Source organism: Cupriavidus sp. AU9028 (genome assembly GCF_019795295.1).
Taxonomy (GTDB): domain Bacteria; phylum Pseudomonadota; class Gammaproteobacteria; order Burkholderiales; family Burkholderiaceae; genus Cupriavidus.
Map to the genome: position 1 here is coordinate 16,793 of NZ_JAIMCG010000009.1, position 20,826 is coordinate 37,618.

General features: G+C 67.8%; 12 protein-coding genes. 1 reads left to right on the plus strand and 11 read right to left on the minus strand.

Going from position 1 to position 20,826, the window contains the following annotated elements; all coding sequences use genetic code 11:
- Positions 1-100: 100 nt before the first annotated feature.
- Positions 101-1,528, minus strand: a complete 1,428-nt coding sequence (locus K6V06_RS11605; RefSeq protein ID WP_222243562.1) for a sigma-54 dependent transcriptional regulator — start codon at positions 1,526-1,528, stop codon at positions 101-103.
- Complete coding sequence (locus K6V06_RS11610; RefSeq protein ID WP_222243563.1) at positions 1,525-3,375, minus strand: ATP-binding protein; 1,851 nt, start codon at positions 3,373-3,375, stop codon at positions 1,525-1,527. Before K6V06_RS11610 ends, K6V06_RS11605 begins: the two co-directional genes overlap by 4 nt.
- Positions 3,376-3,748: 373 nt before the next feature.
- On the opposite strand from K6V06_RS11610, the gene K6V06_RS11615 reads away from it, so the two are divergent.
- Entirely contained in the window at positions 3,749-5,080 is a 1,332-nt protein-coding gene (locus K6V06_RS11615) for a dicarboxylate/amino acid:cation symporter (RefSeq protein WP_222243564.1), read from the plus strand.
- A gap of 236 nt (positions 5,081-5,316) precedes the next feature.
- Here the strand turns inward: K6V06_RS11615 and K6V06_RS11620 are convergent, their stop codons facing one another.
- From K6V06_RS11620 to atpA, 9 genes are all read right to left on the minus strand, one after another.
- Positions 5,317-6,468: a branched-chain amino acid ABC transporter substrate-binding protein gene (locus K6V06_RS11620; protein WP_222243565.1), complete on the minus strand. Its 1,152-nt coding sequence runs from the start codon at positions 6,466-6,468 to the stop codon at positions 5,317-5,319.
- 148 nt (positions 6,469-6,616) lie between these two features.
- Positions 6,617-10,582, minus strand: coding sequence for a trifunctional transcriptional regulator/proline dehydrogenase/L-glutamate gamma-semialdehyde dehydrogenase (putA, locus tag K6V06_RS11625; protein WP_222243566.1), 3,966 nt, complete (start codon positions 10,580-10,582; stop codon positions 6,617-6,619).
- 148 nt (positions 10,583-10,730) lie between these two features.
- A complete protein-coding gene (locus tag K6V06_RS11630) occupies positions 10,731-13,040 on the minus strand; it encodes a primosomal protein N' (RefSeq protein ID WP_222243784.1) in 2,310 nt (769 codons plus the stop codon).
- 515 nt (positions 13,041-13,555) lie between these two features.
- A complete protein-coding gene (gene hemE / locus K6V06_RS11635) occupies positions 13,556-14,647 on the minus strand; it encodes a uroporphyrinogen decarboxylase (RefSeq protein ID WP_222243567.1) in 1,092 nt (363 codons plus the stop codon).
- A gap of 60 nt (positions 14,648-14,707) precedes the next feature.
- Positions 14,708-15,673, minus strand: coding sequence for an alpha/beta hydrolase (locus K6V06_RS11640; RefSeq protein WP_222243568.1), 966 nt, complete (start codon positions 15,671-15,673; stop codon positions 14,708-14,710).
- Positions 15,674-16,384: 711 nt separating this feature from the next.
- Positions 16,385-16,801, minus strand: a complete 417-nt coding sequence (locus K6V06_RS11645; protein ID WP_222243569.1) for a F0F1 ATP synthase subunit epsilon — start codon at positions 16,799-16,801, stop codon at positions 16,385-16,387.
- A gap of 72 nt (positions 16,802-16,873) precedes the next feature.
- Positions 16,874-18,277: a F0F1 ATP synthase subunit beta gene (gene atpD / locus K6V06_RS11650; protein WP_222243570.1), complete on the minus strand. Its 1,404-nt coding sequence runs from the start codon at positions 18,275-18,277 to the stop codon at positions 16,874-16,876.
- A 39-nt stretch (positions 18,278-18,316) separates the two neighbouring features.
- Positions 18,317-19,192, minus strand: coding sequence for a F0F1 ATP synthase subunit gamma (gene atpG, locus K6V06_RS11655; RefSeq protein WP_222243571.1), 876 nt, complete (start codon positions 19,190-19,192; stop codon positions 18,317-18,319).
- Positions 19,193-19,270: 78 nt separating this feature from the next.
- The gene (gene atpA, locus K6V06_RS11660; protein ID WP_222243581.1) at positions 19,271-20,812 is read right to left on the minus strand and encodes a F0F1 ATP synthase subunit alpha; all 1,542 of its coding nucleotides are present in this window, start codon (positions 20,810-20,812) and stop codon (positions 19,271-19,273) included.
- Positions 20,813-20,826: the final 14 nt, after the last annotated feature.

Here is a 20,826-nt window from a genome sequence, read left to right on the forward strand (position 1 = left end):
CGACGTATGTCGGCCACTTCGGGCCGGAGTGTAGCGGGAAAGTGGTGGTTAGCCCCACTTTCGGGGGATGACCGTGCAGGCGGGCGGCCGGCCGCAGCGGCTAGCCGTCCTTGGCGGGCAGATACTCGCGGCGATCGATGCCGTAGCGCTGCATCTTGTCGTACAGCGTCTTGCGCGCGATGGCCAGGGTTTCCAGCGTCTCCCGCACGCTGCCGCCGTTGGCGGCCAGGGTGTCGCGAATCAATTGGGCCTCGTAGCGGTCGACCCGTTCGGCAAGGCTGCCGGGTGTCCCGGGCGCGCCCGCGGACGGCGTCTGCACCGCAGCCGTAGCCTCGGCCTGGGCCGTCCGTACCTGGCCGAGGCGCGCGCCCGGCGTCAGCGCCGTCACGCCGAGCACGAAGCGCTCGGCGAAATGCAGCAGCTCGCGCACATTGCCGGGCCAGTCGTGCTCGTCCAGATAGCGGCGCACGCCATCGCCCAGTGCCGGCACCTCCCGCCGGAAGCGGCTTGCCGCCTGCGTGCAGAAGACATCGAACAACAGCCCGATGTCCTCGCGGCGCTGGCGCAGCGGCGGCAGATGCAGGGTGACCACATTCAGGCGGTAATACAGGTCCTCGCGGAACGCGCCGCGCTGCGAGGGGTCGGCCAGATCGACCTTGCTGGCCGCCACCACGCGCAGGTCCACCGGACGCAGTTCGTTGGTGCCGAGCGGATCGACGCTGCGCGTCTCCAGCACCCGCAGCAGCTTCAGCTGCACCGCCGGCGGCATGCTCTCGATCTCGTCCAGAAACAGCGTGCCGCCGCTGGAGTGCTCGATGCGGCCGACCCGCCGCCGTTGCGCGCCGGTGAAGGCGCCCGGTTCGTGTCCGAACAGCTCGCTCTCGATCACCGACTCCGGTAGCGCGCCGCAGTTCAGCGCCACCAGCTGGCCGGCACGGCGGCGGCTCCACTGGTGCAGCGCGGTGGCCGCCATCTCCTTGCCGGTGCCGGTTTCGCCCACCAGCAGCACGTCCACGTCGGCGTCGGCGATATGCCGGATAGTCTCGCGCAGCTCCACCATCGGCGCGCTGATGCCGAGCAGGGGCCAGTCCGATTGCCCGCCTTCGGAGGCCTGCTGCAGGCGGCGGTTCTCCAGCACCAGTTGACGCTTTTCCCAGGCATGGCCGACCGCGGTCAGCAGGCGGTGGGTCGCGTAAGGCTTCTCGAGGAAATCGTAGGCGCCGCGCCGCATCGCTTCTACCGCCTGCGCGATATCGCCGTGGCCGGTGATGAAGATCACCGGCAGGCTGGCGTCGCGCTCGAGCACCCGCTCGAACAGCTGCAGGCCGTCCAGACCTGGCATGCGCATGTCGGTGACCAGCACGTCCGGGTAGCCGTGCGCCAGGCTGTCCAGGAACGACTGGGCGCTCGCGTGCGCGTCGACGTGGTATCCGGCCAGCGACAGGCTCTCGCTGGCGGCGATCCGCACGTCGTGGTCGTCGTCGACCAGGGCCACGCGGCGGGCAGGGGTATCGTTCGATGGCGTCATGGTTGCGGACGCTGCCGCGTCCCGTTCAGCAGGATGGTAAAGACAGTGCCGCCGCCCGGCGCCGGCGCGGCGTCGAGGGCACCACCGAAGTCGCGCACGATGTCGCGCGAGATCACCAGGCCCAGCCCCAGCCCTTCGGGTTTGGAGGTGGAGAACGGCGTGAAGAGCCGCTGCGCGATCTCGCCGGCAATGCCCGGGCCGTTGTCCGAGACGGCGATCCGCACGCGCTCGCCGCACGCCTCGACCGCGATGCCGATGCGGCCATCGGGCTGGCCGGCCAGCGCGTCCAGCGCGTTCTGCAGCAGATTGACCAGCACCTGCTCCAGGCGCCGGCGCTCGCCCATTGCCTGCGCGCCACGCTGGCCGGTGCGGGTCACCGGCACCGGCTGGCTCTGCAGCCGGGGGCCCAGCAACATCAGCGCCCCCTCGATGGCCTCGTCCACGGAAATGGGCTCGACCGCGCCCGAGCCGCCCTTGCGTGCAAAGCTGCGCAGCTGGCCGGTGATGGCGCCGATGCGCTCGGTCAGGGCGCCGATCCTCTGCAGATTGGTTCGCACCCCCTCCTCGTTGCCGCGTGCCAGATGGCTGCCGGCATTGTCGGCACTGGCGCGGATGGCGGCGACGGGCTGGTTGATCTCATGGGCGACGCCGGCCGCGATCTGTCCCAGGGAGCTGAGCTTGCTGGCCTGCACCAGCTGCTCCTGCGCGGCATGCAGCCGCAGCTCGGCCAGCCGGCGCTCCTCCATCTCCGCGCGCAGCTGATCGTTGGCCGCGCGCAGTTCCGTGGTGGCGGCGCGTACCTGCTCGGTCAGTTCGGCGCGGGCCGCGGCCTGCCGGGCGTTGTGCCGCCGCACTCGTTGCCGCAGCGCCAGCGCAGTGGCTACGGCCCCATATAGCAACAGCAGCACCACCAGCGCCTGTGCCTGCATCCGTGCGCCGGCCGCCGCGGCCTCGGGCTGCAGGGGCGCCAGCTGGTGGAAGGTCCAGTCGGTGCTTGCCACCGGCAACGCGATGTGCACGTAGCGCTGGTCGCTGGCGCGCGCCGGTACGTCTGCCCGTACGACCGAAGCCTGGCCCGGCGCGCCTTCGCCCTGCGGCGGCCGCAGCGGCAGCGTCTCGAAAGTCGCCTCGCCATACTGCAGGCTCTGGCGCAGCCGCGCGGCGATGGCCGGGGGAACCGGGCGCAAGGCGCGAAAGCGCCAGGCCGGCTCGCTCGACAGCAGCACCACGCCGCCCGGACTGGTGACGAACACCGGATCCGGCAAGCGGGCCCAGTCCGCCTCGAGCGCGTCGAATTCGACCTTGACCGCGACCACCCCGAGCAGCGCCCCCCGCGCGTCCGCCACGCGGTGCGACAGGTACAGCCCCGGGCGCCGGCTGATCGTGCCCAGCGCGAAGTGCTCGGCCGCGCCCGCCTGCGCGGCGCGGGCGAAATATGGGCGGAAGGCATAGTTCTCGCCGACGAAGGTGTCGGCGCCGCGCCAGTTGCTGGCGGCCAGGGTCAGGCCATCGCGGTTCATCAGGTAGATCACCGAAGCGCCGGTGCCCGCAGCCAGCTCCTCGAGCTTGCGGTTCAGCGCCGCGACCGCTGCCGTATCCGGGCCGATCAGCGCATTGCGCAGGTCCGGGTCCTGGGCCAGCACCATCGGCAACGCCCGGTGTTTCTCCAGGTCGCGCCGCAGCGTGGCGACGTTGAAGCGCGCCGCGCCCTCGGCGCGCGCCGTCACCGCTTCGGTCGCGCTCCGCAGCGCGACGCGCCCGACGACCTCGAGCACCGCGACGGCAAGGGCCAGGCCGAGCCCGACCAGAGCCAGGGCTGCGACGAGGGCGCGCGTGCGAGGACGCAAAGGGGACGGCGCGACAGCGCCGCGTGGGAGGGGCATCGTGGAAAGGCGGAGGCGAAGGCGAAGGTGAGGCGGAAGCGGAAGCGCAGGGCTTCGTGCGGGCGGCGGATCGTCGGCCGCCATCGCTCACGTGGTTGTGTGGAAACTCACACATCAAGGCTGGCATTCTAGGTGGTTTTCCGCCCACCCGCCAGCGCATCCACCCGTCCCCTACCGAAATTCCGTTACAGAACAATGACTTGAACGGCAAGAGGCGCGTGGCACGGCGCTTGCGTTACCCCCGCCGCTCCTGGCGCCGCACCCGCTCGGCCCAGCTTACCTTTACATATGGACTGCAGCCGGCCCACGCTGGCGAAGTCTTCGGCAGGGGACACCCATGATCGACACGCATTTCGAGGCGGCGCCGGCCGTCAAGCGCCCGTTTTACCGCCATCTGTACGTCCAGGTGCTGATCGCCATCGCGGCCGGCATCGCACTCGGTCACTTCTGGCCCGAGACCGGCGCCGACATGAAGCCGCTGGGCGATGCCTTCATCAAGCTCGTCAAGATGATCATCGCGCCGGTGATCTTCCTGACCGTGGCGACGGGCATCGCCGGCATGACCGACCTGAAGAAGGTCGGTCGCGTCGCCGGCAAGGCGATGGCCTACTTCCTGACGTTCTCGACGCTGGCGCTGATCGTCGGCCTGATCGTGGCCAATGTGGTGCAGCCGGGCCACGGCCTGCACATCGACCCGGCCACGCTGGATTCGAAGGCGGTGTCGGGCTACGTCGCCAAGGCGCACGACTCGTCGATCGTCGGCTTCCTGATGAACATCATCCCGACGACGATCATCAGCCCGTTCGTCAACGGCGACATCCTGCAGGTGCTGTTCGTCGCGGTGCTGTTCGGCATCTCGCTGGCACTGGTCGGCGAGCGCGGCAAGCCGGTGACGGACTTCCTGCAGGCCGTGATGCAACCGGTGTTCCGCCTGGTCGCGATCCTGATGAAGGCGGCCCCGGTGGGCGCATTCGGCGCAATGGCCTTCACCATCGGCCGCTACGGCATCGAATCGGTCGCCAACCTGGCGATGCTGGTGGGCACCTTCTACCTGACCTCGCTGCTGTTCGTGCTGGTCGTGCTGGGTGCCGTGGCCCGCTACAACGGCTTCTCGATCCTGAAGCTGGTCCGCTATATCCGCGAGGAGCTGCTGCTGGTGCTGGGTACCAGCTCGTCCGAGGCGGCGCTGCCCACGCTGATGCAGAAGATGGAGCGCGCCGGCGCCTCGAAGTCGGTGGTCGGCCTGGTCGTGCCGACCGGCTACTCGTTCAACCTGGACGGCACCAACATCTACATGACGATGGCGGCGCTGTTCATTGCACAGGCTTGCGACATTCCGCTGTCGCTGGGCGACCAGATCCTGCTGCTGCTGGTGGCGATGCTCAGCTCCAAGGGCGCCGCGGGCGTGACCGGGGCCGGCTTCATTACGCTGGCGGCGACGCTGGCGGTGGTGCCCACGGTGCCGGTGGCCGGCATGGCGCTGATCCTGGGCATCGACCGCTTCATGTCGGAATGCCGCGCGCTGACCAACCTGGTTGGCAACGCAACCGCCGCCATCGTCGTGGCACGCTGGGAAGGCGAGCTGGACAAGGACCAGCTGGACCGCGCACTGGCGGGCGAGGTGGTGCCGGCGGTCGACGAGCCGGCGACGGCACAGCCGGCCGCCTGAGCGGGCGGCATGGCCTGACAGGCCATGGCAACAAAAAGGGCCCCGCATGGCGGGGCCCTTCTCGTTTGCAGACAGCGCTCGAACACCCTGCGCGTCGCTCCCGCGAAAGCGGGAATCCAGCGTCTTCAAAAGCCACTGGGTCCCCGCTTCCGCGGGGACGACGGTGCCTGATCGGCAGTCCTGGGCCTCGCACTGCGGGCCCTTCTCGTTCGCGCAGCCGGTGGCAGCAGCGCGGCTTACTTGCCGCCGAGCGTTTCCAGCACGGTCCACTTGCCGCCGACCACCTTGTAGACGGTGATACCGCCGTCCTTCAGGTCGCCGCGCTGGTCGTACGCCAGCGTCTTGGTGGTCACCGCCGGCATGTTGGTCGCGGCCAGCACCGGCAGGTAGCGCGCCGGATCGGCCGAGCCGGCCTTGATCATCGCCGTCATCAGCGCGGTCGCGCCGTCGTAGGCATACGGCGAGTAGGTCTGCACCTTGCTGCCGAAGCGCTTCTCGTAGCGCTGCGCGTACGCAGCGCCGCCGGGCATCTGCTCCAGCGGCAGACCGGCCAGCGACACCACGGTCCCCTCGGCGGCAGGGCCGGCCAGCTTCAGGAAGTTGTCGGTCTTGGACATCTCGCCCGACACCAGCGGCGCCTTCAGGCCCAGTTCCTTGATCTGCTTGGCCATCGGCGCCGACTGCGTCTCCGCGCCGCCGAAGAAGATCACGTCCGGGTTGGACCGCTTGATATTCGTCAGCACGGCCTTGAAGTCCACCGCCTTGTCGTTGGTGTACTCGCGGCGCACGATCTTGCCGCCCGCCGCCTTGGCCGCCTTCTCGAACTCGTCGGCCAGACCCTGGCCGTAGGCGGTGCGATCGTCGACGATGGCGATGGTCTTCGCGTTCAGCTTCTTGACGACGAACGCGCCGATCACCGAGCCCTGCTGGGTGTCGGAAGTCATCATGCGGAAGGTCGTCTTGAAGCCCTGGCGGGTGTATTCCGGCGCGGTCGCCATGGCGATCTGGGCGATGCCGGCACGGTTGTACACCGTCGAGGCGGGGATGCTGGTTCCCGAGTTGAAATGACCCAGCATGCCCTGGATGCCGGTGTCGACCAGCTTCTGCGCGACGACCGAGCCGGTCTTCGGATCGGCCTGGTCATCTTCCGAGACCAGCACGAACTTGACTTCCTTGCCGCCGATCTTCGGCTTGGTCGCGTTCATGTCCTCGATGGCGAGCACCACGCCGTTCTGCATGTCCTTGCCGTACTGCGCCTGGCCGCCGGTCATCGGCGCGGCGAAGCCGAGCTTGATTTCCTGGACCTGGGCGAACGCGGCCGAAGCGGCGGTCAGGCCGGTGGCGGCGAGTGCGACGGTCAGCGCCGTCTTGTGGAAAGTCGAGATCATCCGTTCTCCTTCGTGGCCGGTAGGCCGGTTCACAGCACCTGTCGATGCGTTCGGCCCGCCACGGGTGCGGGCCACGCCTTCTTGTCACGGGCGGCGGGATCGCCGCCGCACCGCGTTCTCCACCCGGACGATCGCGCCGGCTTTCCTGTCAGCCGATCGTCATCAGGTTCGCATTGCCGCCCGCGGCGGCCGTGTTGACCGACAGCGCGCGCTCCATCAGCAGGCGTTCGAGCGCAATCGCACTTTCGCCGTGATTCAGGCCCTGCACGCCGACGATCGGCCCCTGGCGCTGCGCGACCCGCTCGCAGACCGCGCGCAGCTGGTCCGAATCGCCATGATGCAGCACGGCGTCGAAGAACACGTCCTCTGCACTCCAGTCGGCCACCAGGCGGACGCGCGATTGTACTGCCTTGGGCAAGCGCGCATGCAAGGCACGGGCAGTGGCGTCGTCGGCCCACAACGCGGTGGAACCGACCGCCAGCACCGCGGCCAGCTGGGTGGCCAGGTCCGCTTCGTTCTGCGCCAGGCACAGCACCGCCACGCGCGGCGATACGGTGTACGTATTGCGCTCGCCGGTGGGACCGGCCAGCGTGATGGTGCGGCCGGACGGCGAGGCGGCATGGAAACGGTCGCACAGTTCGCCCAGGCCCGGCATCGTGTTCGCCCACTCGCTCAGTGCCGTCCACGCCGCCGCCGCCTCCCTGGCCAGCAGCGGACCGCTTTCCGAGGCGCGTTGCAGATCCTCGGCACGCAGCGCCTGTACCAGGCCGTCCTGCGGACAGACCGACAGCAGCCGGTGCAGGTACAGCGGGCCGCCCGCCTTCGGACCGGTGCCGGACAGCCCTTCGCCGCCGAACGGCTGCACGCCCACCACCGCGCCCACGATATTGCGGTTCACATACAGATTGCCGACGTGCGCGCGCCGCACGATGCGGTCGATGGTTTCGTCGATACGGGTGTGCACGCCCATGGTCAGACCATAGCCGGTGCCATTGACGTCGTCGAGCAGCGCATCGAGCTGCGGGCGGGCAAAGCGCACCACGTGCAGCACCGGGCCGAACACCTCGCGCTTCAGTTCGTGCAGGCTGTCCAGCTCGATCAGCGTCGGCGGCACGAAGGTGCCATTGCGGCAAGCCGGCGACTGCGCCGCTTCCGCATCGACCTGATGCACGCGCCGGCCCTTGGCCCGCATCGCCTCGATATGGCCGACGATGCCGGCGCGCGCCTCCTCGTCGATCACCGGACCCACGTCGGTGGACAGCCGGTCGGGATTGCCCATGGTCAGCTCGGCCATCGCGCCCTTGAGCATTTCCAGCACGCGGTCGGCCACATCCTCCTGCAGGCACAGCACGCGCAGCGCCGAGCAACGCTGGCCGGCCGAATCGAAGGCGGACGACACCACGTCCGCGACCACCTGCTCGGCCAGCGCCGACGAATCGACGATCATCGCGTTCTGTCCGCCCGTTTCCGCGATCAGCGGCACCGGACGGCCAGCGGCGTCCAGGCGCCCCGCCAGATTGCGTTGCAGGATCCGCGCGACTTCGGTGGAGCCGGTGAACATCACCCCCTTGACGCGGGTATCGCCGACCAGCGCCGCACCGACCGTCTCGCCGCGTCCGGGCAGCAGCTGCACCGCCCCCGCGGGAATGCCGGCCTCGCGCAGCAGGCGCACCGTCTGCGCGGCGATCAGCGGGGTCTGCTCGGCCGGCTTGGCCAGCACCGTGTTGCCCGCGGCGAGCGCCGCGGCGACCTGTCCGGTGAAGATGGCCAGCGGGAAATTCCACGGGCTGATGCAGACCACCGGGCCCAGCGGCCGGTGCGTGTCGTTGGAGAAGCGCTCGCGCACCTGCACCGCGTAGTAGCGCAGGAAGTCCACCGCCTCGCGCACTTCCGCGATCGCGTTCGAGAAGGTCTTGCCCGCCTCGCGCATGATCACGCCCATCAGCGGCTGCATCTGTGCTTCCATCAGGTCGGCGGCGCGCTCCAGCGCCGCGGCGCGGTCCTCCGGCATGGTGGCCTGCCAGATTGGCGCGGCATTGACGGCCTCCTGCAGCGCGGCCTCGACGTCGGCGGCACTGGCTTCGGTCACGTGGCCGACGATGTCGCGATGGTCGGCGGGATTGCGCACCGGGGCGGTCTCGCCGCCGCCGGGCGCTTCGCTGCCCAGCAGCGGACCAGCCGTCAGCACTTCGCTGGTGCCGTGCAGCAGCGCCGAGGACAGCGAAGCGAGGCGATGCTCGTTGGACAGATCGAGGCCGGCGGAATTGGCGCGCTTGTCGCCGTACAGGTGGCGCGGCTGCGGAATGCGCGGATGCGGCAGGCCCAGTTCGCCCTCGTCCCGGTGCAACCGTTCGATCTGCATCACCGGGTCGGCCACCAGCTCGTCCAGCGACACGGTGTCGTCGGCAATGCGGTTGACGAAGGAGGTATTGGCGCCGTTCTCCAGCAGCCGGCGCACCAGGTAGGCCAGCAGCGTCTCGTGCGTGCCGACCGGCGCGTAGATGCGGCAGGGCCGATTCAGCTTGCCGTCCGCCACCGGGCCGACCACCTGCTCGTACAGCGGCTCGCCCATGCCGTGCAGGCACTGGAATTCGTACTGGCCGGGGTAATAGCTGTGACCGGCGATCTGGTAGATCGCCGACATGGTGTGCGCGTTGTGCGTGGCGAACTGCGGGTAGATCGCGTCGGGCGCCGCCAGCAGCTTGCGCGCGCAGGCGACGTACGACACATCGGTGTAGACCTTGCGCGTATAGACCGGATACCCCTCCAGGCCGTCGATCTGCGCACGCTTGATTTCGCTGTCCCAGTAGGCGCCCTTGACCAGGCGGATCATCAGGCGATGGCGGCTGCGGCGCGCCAGGTCGATCACGTAGTCGATCACGAACGGGCAGCGCTTCTGGTAGGCCTGCACGACGAAGCCAATGCCGTTCCAGCCGGCCAGTTCCGGTTCGAAACAGAGCCGCTCCAGCAGGTCCAGCGAGATTTCCAGGCGATCCGCTTCCTCGGCATCGATATTGATGCCGATGTCGACCTCGCGCGCCAGCAGCGTCAGCGACTTGAGCCGCTCGTACAGCTCGCCGATGACGCGCTCGTGCTGCGCGCGGCTGTAGCGCGGATGCAGTGCGGACAGCTTGATCGAGATGCCCGGCCCTTCGTAGATGCCGCGGCCGCGCGAGGCCTGGCCGATCGCACGGATGGCCTGCTCGTAGGACGCCAGGTAGCGCTGCGCATCGGCCTCCGTCATGGCCGCCTCGCCCAGCATGTCGTAGGAGTAGCGGAAGCCCTGCGCCTCGTACTTGCGCGCGTTGGCCAGCGCCTCGGAAATCGTCTCGCCGGTGACGAACTGCTCGCCCATCAGGCGCATCGCCATGTCCACGCCCTTGCGGATCAGCGGCTCGCCGCCCTTGCCGATGATGCGCGTCAGCGCCGTGGTCAGTCCCGCCTCGTTGTGGGTGGAGACCAGCTTGCCCGTCAGCAGCAGGCCCCAGGTCGCCGCATTGACGAACAGCGACGGGCTCTGGCCAAGGTGGGACTGCCAGTTGGCGCCGCTGATCTTGTCGCGGATCAGCGCGTCCCGCGTCGCCTTGTCGGGGATGCGCAGCAGCGCCTCGGCCAGGCACATCAGCGCCACGCCCTCCTGCGAGGACAGCGAGAACTCCTGGATCAGCCCCTGCACCAGCCCTTCGCGGCCGGTGCCCACCTTCTGGTCGCGCAGCTTCTGCGCCAGCTTGCGCGCCATCGCCATCGCGGCGTCGGCCTGCGCCCTGGGCAAGCGCGCCTGCTCCAGCAGCACCGGCACGCATTCGGTCTCGGGCCGGCGGTAGGCGGAGGTAATGGCAGCGCGCAGCACCGACTGCGGCTGCACGCTCTGCGCGAACTCCAGGAACGGTTGGGGCGGGGCGTCAGCCGCCGTTTCCCCCGTCTCGCCGGCCTCGCCGTCGTCGCGCGTCTCCGCGCCAGCGAAGGGCGCCTGCCCCTGCTCGATCTGCTCCAGGTACGAGAAGATCGCCTGCTTGATCAGCCAGTGCGGCGTACGGTCGATCGATTGCGCGGCGCGCTTCAGGCGCTCGCGGGAAGCGTCGTCAAGCTTGACGCCCAGGGTGGTGGCTGCCATGCAGGAATACTCCGGAAGGGAACGGGACGAGCGAGTCCGCATCGCTGCGACCCGCCAGGCTGGCGCGATCTTACTCCCGGGGCAGTCAAAGGTGCAACCAATTGCAACCATGGGGTTAACCCGCCCGCCCAGGGTGCAACCTTACCGATCAGATCCGCAGGGGGTCGATCTCCAGCTGCCAGCGCACCCCTTTCACCTCGGCGGCGACCTGCGGCAAGCGGTCCGTCCAGCCGGACAGGAATCGCTGCAGGGCGGCGCGCGCTCCGCTCTCGATCAGCATCTGCGCGCGCTCCCGTCCGGCGATACGAACCATCGACATCGGCACCGGATCCTGCACGAAGATCTCGCTGCTGCTGCCGTCCTCGTCCTCGGCAAGCAGCGCCCCGGCGGCGCGCAGGAACGCCAGCGCGCGCTCCAGCTCGCGGTGCTCGGCCGTCAGCAAGGCCTGATGGACGAAGGGCGGCAAGCCGGCCTGGCGCCGCTCGCGCAGCTGGGCAGCGGCAAAGCCGTCGTAGTCGTGCCGCAGCAGCGCCTGTAGCGCCGGCGCATCCGGGTAGCGGGTCTGGATCAGTACCTCGCCCGGCAGGCCGGCCCGGCCCGCGCGGCCCGATACCTGCATCAGCGAGGCGAACAGATGTTCCGCGGCGCGAAAGTCATGGCTGAACATCGCGGCGTCGGGATGGACGATGCCCACCAGCGTCACCCGCTGGAAGTCATGCCCTTTGGCGATCATCTGGGTGCCGACCAGGATGTCGACCTCGCCCGCGTGGACCTCGTCGAACATCGCCTGGGCGCTGCCCTTGCGGCGGGTCGAGTCGGCATCGATGCGCGCGATGCGCGCTTGCGGGAAGCGCGCGGCCAGCGCTTCCTCGATTCGTTGCGTGCCCCGTCCGAGCGGGGCGATGTCCACGTTGCCGCAGTCCGGGCAATGATGGGGCACGCGCGCCTCCAGCCCGCAATGATGGCAGCGCAGGCAACGCTCCGGACGGTGCAGCACCAGGTAGGCCGAGCAACGGGAACAGCCCGACAGCCAGCCGCAGCTGTCGCAGGCGATCACCGGCGCGTACCCGCGCCGGTTCAGGAACAGCAGGCTTTGTTCGCCGCGCGCCAGCCGCTGCTCGATGCCCTGCAACAGCGGCGCCGACAGCCCCTCGAACAACTGGCGCTGCCGTTGCCGCTCGTGGTTCAGGTCGATCAGCCGCACCGACGGCAGCACCGCCTGCGCCTGGGCCCGCTCGCGCAGCACCAGCTTGCGGTAGGCGCCCTGCTCCGCACGCCACCAGCTCTCCATCGATGGCGTGGCCGAGCCCAGCACGATCGGGATGCCCAGCTGCTTGGCGCGCCAGACCGCCAGGTCGCGCGCAGAATAGCGCAAGCCCTCCTGCTGCTTGTAGGAGGTATCGTGTTCCTCGTCGACCACGATCAGCTTCAGGCCCGGAAGCGACGCCAGCACCGCCATCCGCGTGCCGAGCACGATCCTCGCCTCGCCCCGGTGCGCGGCAATCCAGTGCAGCGTCCGCTCCTGGTCCGCCATGCCGCTGTGCAGCAGCGCCACCGGCAGGTCGGGAAAGCGCGACGCCACACGCTCGCGCAGCTGGGGTGTCAGGTTGATTTCGGGCACCAGCAGCAGCGCCTGCGCATCGGGCTCGCGCGCCAGCACGGCAGCGATCGCGTGCAGGTACACCTCGGTCTTGCCGCTGCCCGTCACGCCATGCAGCAGGAAGGGCGTGAACGCGCTGGCCTGCGCAATCTGCTCCACGGCAGACCGCTGCTCGTCATTCAGCGGCGGCGGCGTGGTCGGCGTGTCTGCCGACTCGGCTTGCCGGGGAGCGGTGTCCAGCAACGGCCGGTCGATGCCCTGCGCCTGTAGCCATCCCTGCGCCACCCACTCTGCCAGGCGCGCCGGCGCCGCGGTGCACAGGGCACGCGCGTCGTCTTGCGTCAGCGACTCGTTGCGCTCGCTGGCCGCCACAAGCGCCAGCGCCAATGCCCGTACCGAGCGGGCGCGAGCAGGAACGGCGGCGAGCAGCGCGTCGGCGCAGCCAGGCGCCAACCGGTAGCGCTCGGTCCGCGTACGGGCGGCCAGCCGCCCCCAACCTTCCGGATCGCGCAGGCCGGGCGGCAGCGCGGGCAGCATCACCTCGCCCAGCCGCCGGTGATAGTAGCTGGCGGCAAAGCGCATCATCGCCAGCCATTGTGCCGACAGCGGTCGCAGCCAGCCGGCGCGCGCCGAGACCTCGCGCAATTTGTCATGCGGCACGTCGGTGCTGGCGATGCCGCCCAGTACCACTGCCGCCACCGAGCGCCGCCCGAACGGCACCACCGCCAGCTCCCCTGCTCCGGGCGCGGGGCCTGGCGGTGTGCTGTAGTCGAACGCGTCGTCGGCCGGCGTGTCGAGCGCAACCCGTACCAGTCCGGCGGCCCCCGCTGCGCCTGCGGCGGGGTCGCCAGACTTCATTAGGGTGCCGGAGACGGGCGCGGCGGCCGGATGGGACATGGTGGATCGACGCGTTGCTACGGGAAAGGATCGGTGCGGACGGGAAGCAGGCGCGCCGGCAAGAGCAACGGGGATGCGCCAGTCAGGTGAAGGACAAGGCTCTCGCACCGCAGCAAGAACTTAAAGTAAAACTTGAAATGCCGGCCTAAGTCGATGATACAGGAGGGGTTTTCCCGCCTCTCCACAGCGGCTGTGGATAACTTTGTTGAAAACTTGCCTCCGCTGCCCGGAAAGGCGCGTGCCACAAGGGTTTGCGGGCAATCCACGCCTCTGGGTCAAACTCTACAAAGCCAGAAAAATCAAACACTTAGCTGCTGGGCGCCAAGCCGGTGCCGGGGCCGGCGGTCGTGCAGTGCGGCAAGCCCATCTTTGTGCATAAGTCAAGCCTTGACAGCGCAAAATCAGCCACACACACGCACAGTCCTGCACCACGATGTAGCGACGCACGCACTTCCCAGCACTGCGGCGAGCCCCGCTTACCGTTGGCCGTGGCGTAGCCGCCGACTGTAGCCGTGCACCTCGTCCACCAGGACTTCCACGCTGGCGGGCGGCGTGAATTGCGAGATGCCGTGGCCAAGATTGAACACATGCCCGTCGCTGCCCCCGCCCGCGGCGTAGTCGTCCAGAACCCGGCGTACCTGCTCGCGGATCGCCTGCTCGGGCGCGAACAGCACGCTCGGATCCAGGTTACCCTGCAGCGCGACCTTGCCAGCCGTGCGCCGGCGCGCCGAGGCCAGATTGACGGTCCAGTCCAGACCCACGGCGTCCGCGCCGATGCCGGCAATCTGCTCCAGCCACAGTCCACCGCCCTTGGTGAAAACGATGACCGGCACCGTCTCGCCATCGCGCTGCCGTTGCAGGCGCCCAACCACGCGCGCCAGGTAATCGAGGGAGAACGTCTGGTAGATGCCGTCGGCCAGCGTGCCGCCCCAGGTATCGAACAGCATCACTGCCTGCGCGCCCGCCTCGATCTGCGCATTCAGATAGTGGGTGACGGCCTGTGCGTTGATGTCCAGGATCCGGTGCATCAGGTCGGGCCGGCCGTACAGCATTGCCTTGACGGTACGGAAGTCGTCCGAACCGCCGCCTTCGACCATATAGCAGGCCAGCGTCCATGGGCTACCGGAGAAGCCGATCAGCGGCACCCGCTGCTTGCCGTCCTGAGACAGCGCGCGCCGGATCTCCGTCACGGCATCGAAGACATATTGCAGGTTCGCCATATCCGGAACCGCCAGCCGCGCCACGTCCGCTTCCGTGCGCAATGGATGGGCGAAGCGCGGACCCTCGCCCTGCGCAAAGGACAACCCGAGCCCCATGGCATCCGGCACCGTCAGGATGTCGGAGAACAGGATGGCCGCATCGAGGGGAAAGCGGTCCAGCGGCTGCAACGTGACTTCGGTCGCAAACGCCGGATTCTTGGCCAGACCCAGAAAGCTGCCGGCCCGCGCACGGGTCGCATTGTATTCCGGGAGGTAGCGGCCCGCCTGGCGCATCAGCCACAGCGGGGTGTACTCGGTCGGCTGCCGGCGCAGTGCGCGCAGGAAAGTATCGTTCTGCAGTGCGGTCATGGTCATCCCTCGTCAGCCCGCCATTCTACGGGATGACCGTGCCGAAAATCCCGCGGCGCGCTACTCCTCCTCGATCAGCGCGGCAAAGGCTTGCCCCGCGCGGCGCATCCATTCCCGCGCGCGCGTCGAGTGCGGCTGAAGACGGGCAAAGCCGTGCGTCATGCCGCCCGCCTCGATGGTGACCACCGGCGCGCCTTCGCGAACCAGGTGGTCGGCGTAGGCCAGTCCGTCGTCGCGCAGCACGTCGTGCGCCGCCACCACGACCACGCTGGCAGGGGGCATGCCCTGGCGCTCGCCGTCCGCGGGCGGCGCCATCAGATGCAGGAGCGGATCCTGCAGCGCCTGCTCGGCGGCCAGCCGTTCCTTGCCCGCGTACTGCGTCCAATACCAGGCCATCTCGTCGCGGGTCAGCCCTGGGCCGTCCGCGAACGCGCGATAGCTCTCGGTCGACATGCGCGGGGAAGCAACGGGGTAGACCAGCAGTTGTGCAGCCACCCGCGCGGTCTGGCCGGCGTTGGCCCGCCGTGCGGCCTGCGCCGCCAGGTGTCCGCCGGCGCTGTCCCCGCCCACGGCGAGGAACCCGGTGTCGAGGCCCAGCGCCTCCCGCTGCCCGGCAAACCACAGCAGGGCCTCGAAGGCATCGTCGCATGGCGCCGGGTACGGATGTTCCGGGGCCAGCCGATAGTCCACACTCGCGACGGCGCAACCGGTATCGGCACACAGGTGCGCGGCCACAACACCATGGGTGCGGCGCGAGCCGACTACCCACCCGCCGCCGTGGAAGTAAACGAGCAGGCGCGGTCGTTCGACCTGCCGTGGCCGGAACAGCGTCGCCTCCAGCGTCCGGCCGGGCAAGTCGATCGAAACCTCGTCGGCGTCGACATCGTCGGGATCGGCCGACACGGACAGCGCGGCCACCTCTTCGAAGCGCTGGCGCCGTTGCCCCGCGTCGGCGGGTGACGGCTGCCCGGCATAGCGCTCGGCCAGCGCTTCGTAATAGCGACGGAGTTCAGGATCGATGGCCACGTGCGTTCCGGAATCAGGAAAGGCGCCCAGTGTAACGTTGGGACTGCGGCGCGTGCCAGCGGCGAGGGGAAGGACGCAAGGTTCGGCGCGCAGTGGTTACGGGAACGTTACGGTTCGGCCAGCCTCGCGCGATGCGCGGCTGTGGCCGTCGGCCCCGTTGAAACGCAAAAAGCGTGCGCTTTCGCACCAACTATACGCAATCGGCTGCCGTTTTAGCGACATAACCGGCGATTTCGCTTTCAACTACTTGCAAACCGATACACTTTGTTACTGCCAAGCGGGGAGGTTTTACCTGACAATGCTTTGACAGAACGCCACTCGGCAAGAGACACCGTCCCCGGCCTTCAAGACCGCGACGGCGAGGAAGTTTGACTGACAGGCAAGATGGAATGGCATCGCGCGACAGGATCGCTGATGGCCATGCCTGACATGATCTGCCGGCCGTGACGCAGGAGGTTGTCCTGATGATCGCCCAGCGGCTTGTTCTGACCGAACCCGTTCCTTCGAATTGACCCCTCGAAGGGATTTTCCCGTCCGCGCGGCGCCTCCCCGGCCCGCGCGCTTTTTTTTGTGTTATTGGTTTGAAAGGATACAGCGCGCGTATAAAAAAAGCAGCCGGATTGGCTGCTTTTTTATGCCGCAAGCGGTACTTGCTGCAAAAACGCAACGTACCGGCCGAAGCGCGCCGTCTGGAGCGCTCCGGCGGCCGCCTTACTTCTTCCGGCGCAGACGCGCGATCGCAGCAAGCTGCGCAGCGGCCACCGCCAGTTCGCTTTGCGCACGAGCCAGATCGAGTTCGCTGCTCTGGTTCTGCAGCAGCTCCTCGGCAGCACGCTTGGCTTCCTGTGCCTTGGCTTCGTCCAGGTCGCCACCGCGAATCGCCGTGTCGGCCAGCACCGTCACGTGGCGCGGCTGGACTTCCAGAATGCCGCCGGCAACGAACACAAACTCTTCGCTGCCGTCTTCCTTCTCGATCCGGACCGCACCGGGCTGGATGCGCGTGATCAGCGGCGTGTGGCCCGGCAGAATGCCCAGCTCACCCGACTCGCCCGGCAGCGCCACGAACCTCGCCTGCCCGGAGAAGATCGACGCCTCCGCGCTGACGACGTCTACAAGAATGGTTGCCATGTGAATTCCTTTGTCCAGTGGCTTCGCTACACACGGTGGCGCAGGGAATGCGCCACCGTCGTCTGGCAAGGCTTACTGGAGCTTCTTGGCCTTCTCGAATGCTTCGTCGATCGAGCCCACCATGTAGAACGCCTGCTCCGGCAGGTGATCGCACTCGCCGTCCACCAGCATCTTGAAGCCGCGAATGGTTTCCTTCAGCGGGACGTACTTGCCCGGCGAGCCGGTGAACACTTCCGCGACGTGGAACGGCTGCGACAGGAAACGCTGGATCTTCCGGGCGCGCGCCACGGCCAGCTTGTCTTCCGGCGACAGTTCGTCCATGCCCAGGATCGCGATGATGTCGCGCAGCTCCTTGTAGCGCTGCAGCGTCTGCTGGACGCGGCGGGCCACTTCGTAGTGCTCGGTACCGACGATCTGCGGGTCCAGCTGGCGCGAGGTCGAGTCGAGCGGATCGACGGCCGGGTAGATACCCAGCGCGGCGATGTCACGCGACAGCACGACGGTCGAGTCCAGGTGCAGGAAGGTCGTTGCCGGCGACGGGTCGGTCAAGTCATCGGCAGGCACGTACACGGCCTGGATCGAGGTGATCGAGCCGGTCTTGGTCGACGTGATGCGCTCCTGCAGCTTGCCCATTTCTTCAGCCAGCGTCGGCTGATAGCCCACGGCGGAAGGCATACGGCCCAGCAGTGCCGACACTTCGGTACCGGCCAGCGTGTAGCGGTAGATGTTGTCGACGAAGAACAGGATGTCACGGCCTTCGTCGCGGAAGCGCTCGGCCATGGTCAGGCCGGTCAGCGCGACGCGCAGACGGTTGCCCGGCGGCTCGTTCATCTGGCCGAACACCATGGCCACCTTGTCGAGCACGTTCGAGTCCTTCATTTCGTGGTAGAAGTCGTTGCCCTCACGGGTACGCTCGCCCACCCCTGCGAACACCGACAAGCCGCTGTGCTGCTTGGCGATGTTGTTGATCAGTTCCATCATGTTGACGGTCTTGCCGACGCCGGCGCCACCGAACAGGCCCACCTTGCCGCCCTTGGCGAACGGGCAGACCAGGTCGATCACCTTGATGCCGGTTTCGAGCAGGTCGACCGAAGGCGACAGTTCGTCGAACTTCGGCGCGTGCTGGTGAATCGCCCGCAGTTCGTCCGCGGCGATCGGGCCGGCTTCGTCGATGGGACGGCCCAGCACGTCCATGATGCGGCCCAGCGTGCCGTGGCCGACCGGCACCGAGATCGGCGCGCCGGTGTTCTTCACGCTCATGCCACGGCGCAGGCCGTCGGACGAACCCAGCGCGATGGTACGGACCACGCCGTCACCCAGCTGTTGCTGGACTTCGAAGGTCAGGCCCTTCTCGGCGAACGACGCTTCATTGCCGTCTTCCAGCACCAGCGCGTCGTACACCTTCGGCAGCGCGTCGCGGGGGAACTCGATGTCCACCACGGCGCCAATACACTGCACAATATTTCCGATACTCATTTGTATCTCCGATAGCTTGAATACTTGACGCCCAGTCGCTTAAACGGCTGCTGCACCGCTGACGATTTCCGACAGTTCCTTGGTGATCGCTGCCTGGCGGGTCTTGTTGTAGTCCAGCTGCAGTTCTGCAATCACGTTCTTGGCGTTGTCGGACGCCGCCTTCATGGCCACCATGCGCGCCGACTGCTCGGACGCCATGTTCTCGGCCACGGCCTGGTACACCAGCGCTTCGACGTAACGGACCAGCAGTTCTTCGACTACGGTCTGGGCGTCGGGCTCGTAGATGTAATCCCACGAGTAAGCGCGCTTTTCCTCTTCGGTCTGGCTCAGACGGCTCGCGTCCAGCGGCAGCAGCTGCTCGACCACCGGCTCCTGACGCATGGTGTTGACGAACTTCGTGTACGCCAGGTACACGGCGTCGATCTCGCCATTGGTGAAGGCGTCAAGCTGGACCTTGATTGCGCCGATCAGCTTTTCCAGATGCGGCGTGTCGCCCAGATGCACGACATGCGACACCACCCGGGCGCCAATGCGGCTCAGGAACTGCATGCCCTTGGTGCCGATCGCCGTCGCCTGCACGTCGACATTGCGGTTCTGCATCGAGCGCAGTTCCTGCGTGACCGCACGCAGGATGTTGGTATTCAGACCGCCGCACAGCCCCTTGTCGGTCGTCACCATGATCAGGCCCGCGCGGCGAACGTCGCGCGAGATCATGAACGGGTGACGGAACTCCGGGTTGGCCGCTGCCAGGTGCGCGGCAATATTGCGCACCTTCTCGGCGTACGGACGAGCGCTGCGCATCCGCTCCTGCGCCTTGCGCATCTTGGATGCGGCGACCATTTCCATCGCCTTGGTGATCTTGCGCGTGTTTTGCACGCTCTTGATCTTGGTTCGAATTTCTTTCGTTCCGGCCATATCTTCCTCTCCAGTCGTGCCGAACCGCCCCTGCCTCGTTGCCGTGGCAGCGGCGGCCCGGTCCGTGGAACGACGCGGTTAGAACGCGGCGGACTTCTTGAAATCCTCGATCGCTGCGCGCAGCGCGGCTTCGTCGTCCTTCGACAGATCCTTGGTATCTTCGATGCGGTTGACGAGGTCGGCGAACTTGGTGCGCAGATGGTCGTGCAGGCCCTTCTCAAACGGCAGGATGTCCTTCACGTCCACGTTGTCGAGGTAGCCGTTGTTGGCGGCGTACAGCGACGCGGCCAGCTGCCACACTTGCAGCGGCTGGTACTGCGGCTGCTTCAGCAGCTCGGTCACGCGGCGGCCGCGCTCCAGCTGGCGACGGGTCGCGTCGTCCAGGTCGGAGGCGAACTGCGCGAACGCGGCCAGTTCACGGTACTGCGCCAGGTCGGTACGGATACCGCCGGACAGCTTCTTGACGACCTTGGTCTGGGCGGCACCACCGACGCGCGACACCGAGATACCGGCGTTGATCGCGGGACGGATACCGGCGTTGAACAGGTCGGTTTCCAGGAAGATCTGGCCGTCGGTAATCGAGATCACGTTGGTCGGCACGAACGCGGAAACGTCGCCCGCCTGCGTTTCGATCATCGGCAGCGCGGTCAGCGAACCGGTGCGGCCCTTGACTTCGCCGTTGGTGAACTTCTCGACGTAGTCGGCGTTGACGCGAGCGGCACGCTCGAGCAGGCGCGAGTGCAGGTAGAACACGTCGCCCGGGTAAGCTTCACGGCCCGGCGGGCGGCGCAGCAGCAGCGACACCTGACGGTATGCCCATGCCTGCTTGGTCAGGTCGTCGTAGACGATCAGCGCGTCTTCACCGCGATCGCGGAAGTACTCGCCCATCGTGCAGCCAGCGTAGGCGGCCAGGTACTGCATGGCGGCCGAGTCCGATGCGGCGGCAGCGACGACGATGGTGTATTCCAGCGCGCCGGTTTCTTCCAGCTTGCGCACCACGTTGGCGATCGTCGAAGCCTTTTGGCCGATTGCCACGTAGACGCAGAATACGCCCTTGCCCTTCTGGTTGATGATCGCGTCGACGGCCACGGCGGTCTTGCCGGTCTGGCGGTCGCCGATGATCAGCTCACGCTGGCCACGGCCGATCGGCACCATCGCGTCGATCGACTTCAGGCCGGTCTGCAGCGGCTGGCTGACGGACTGGCGGGCGATCACGCCCGGCGCGACCTTCTCGATCACGTCGGTCAGCTTGGCGTTGATCGGACCCTTGCCGTCGATCGGCTGGCCCAGCGTGTTGACCACGCGGCCCAGCAGTTCCTTGCCGACCGGCACTTCCAGAATGCGGCCGGTGCACTTGACCTGGTCGCCTTCCGAGATGTGCTCGTAGTCGCCCAGCACCACGGCGCCGACGGAGTCGCGCTCGAGGTTCAGTGCCAGACCGAAGGTATTGCCGGGAAATTCCAGCATCTCGCCCTGCATCACGCCGGACAGGCCGTGCACGCGGCAGATGCCGTCGGTCACGGAAATCACCGTGCCGGTGTTGCGCACTTCAGCTTCGGCGCCAAGACCCGAGATGCGGGACTTGATCAGCTCGCTGATTTCTGAGGGGTTCAGTTGCATCTCAATGCTCCTAA